Annotated in this window: 1 protein-coding gene; it reads right to left on the bottom strand. The window is 33.3% G+C overall.

Annotated elements, in window-relative coordinates:
* Positions 1 to 434 precede the first annotated feature (434 nt).
* Positions 435 to 935 carry a shikimate kinase gene (locus ACQKL6_RS20700; protein ID WP_402876150.1) on the bottom strand — a complete coding sequence of 167 codons (501 nt, stop codon included), beginning with the start codon at positions 933 to 935 and terminating at the stop codon, positions 435 to 437.
* Positions 936 to 1,608: the final 673 nt, after the last annotated feature.

Genomic DNA, 1,608 nt, shown 5'->3' with positions numbered 1-1,608 from the left:
CAGTTAAGCTCTTCAGCGCCGATGGTAGTTGGGGGTTTCCCCCTGTGAGAGTAGGACGCCGCCAAGCCATTTCAAGGTCAGCCACTAGGCTGGCCATTTTTTGTTTTTAGTAAATCCTTTTACCTTCTCAGCCAGACAGTAGAAGAAGACCGTAAGGTCTCGAAATCGCGGAGAATACATGGCTAATTCATTTTCTTTATATATTTTCTAATAACTTATTGGCTCGTTTTTATAAATGGTATGGGAATGCGGTGGGATATCCGTTGATTTTTCCTGGAGAGTTAGCATTCAGAAATGGCTCCTAAACCATCATCCATTTAAAATGGTCTCTTCTTTCCTAACATCGTGAAAAGCTGTGATCTCATTTGTGAATCATTTTTATTCAACAATAAAAAAGATGATTGGCTAGACTGAGCCAATCATCTTTTTAAGTATTAAAGTGGTTCGTGAATCTCCCAAGCAACTTTTAAAGAATCTACTATGAAATCTGCTACTTCATCAACATCCAAGTTATTTGTGTTCACTTTTGAATGATGATAGGAATAAACTTCTTGTCTGGTTTTAAAAAGGTCTTCAATTTCTTCTAGGCTTTTACTTTGCAAGACCGGTCTACTATCAATAAGTAAGCTAATTCTTTCTTTCCAATAGTCCCAAGATAAATCAAGGTAAAATACTATGCAATTGGAGAGGCATATATCTCTTATATCCTCTTGTAAAAAGGCCCCGCCTCCTAAAGATAGTATTTTTAATTTTTGCTGGCTGAACCGTTCAATTACTTCCTTTTCTTTTTCACGAAAAGTCTTTTCCCCGAACTTCTTGAATATTTCAGTCGTGGGCATATTAAATTCTTTTTCGATTTCTTGGTCTATATCAATAAAGTCCCTATATAGTTTTTTAGCGACTTTTTGGCCTATTGTAGTTTTACCTACTCCCATAAAACCAATAAAAACGATACTTTGCAACCTCAAAGATGTATCTTTATTAACCACTTATGAATTCCTCTCCCCGCTAGATTACAATGATTTAAAGTAGTTTTCGATTTTTAAAAATAATTTCATTATAGTACATGTTGGTAGAAATGTAAAAATATTATTTAAATATTTGGAAAACTGATCAATTGATTTACCCTCATTCCTAATAATAGAAGGAATGGTCGATAATTAATAGTCCATGCTTTAATTTGTATCATTAATTTTATAATGAGAAGAGTAATGATAGGATCCAACTCATGCTGTGCAATTGTGGATATTAATTAACGGATATGGTCATAAAAGAAAAAAACGAAAATACATTGACTTTGATGACAAAAAGGATTAATATAAATAAGCACCAAGTCAGTCAAACAAAAATTTCATCAACTTCTGGCAGATTGCTTGAAGAAATAAACAGTAAAAACTATTGACTTCTTATAATGAAAGTGATAAGATGAATTAGTTGCTGCTAACACAGTGACTAAAAAATAAGTTAAAAACTTCGTAGAAGTTGACAACTAATTGATAGTGTGTTATGATGGATTAACAAGTTGTTCTAACGAACAACGAGATAAATTGCTCTTTGAAAACTGAACAAAACAAAGCGCCAACGTAAATTTTGAGTGAGCACACACTA

Origin of the sequence: Peribacillus sp. NPDC097197 (assembly GCF_050278025.1) — a bacterium.
Lineage (GTDB): Bacteria > Bacillota > Bacilli > Bacillales > DSM-1321 > Peribacillus.
The sequence above is the reverse complement of the archived record's forward strand: the minus strand, read 5'-3'. Positions and strand labels throughout refer to the sequence as shown.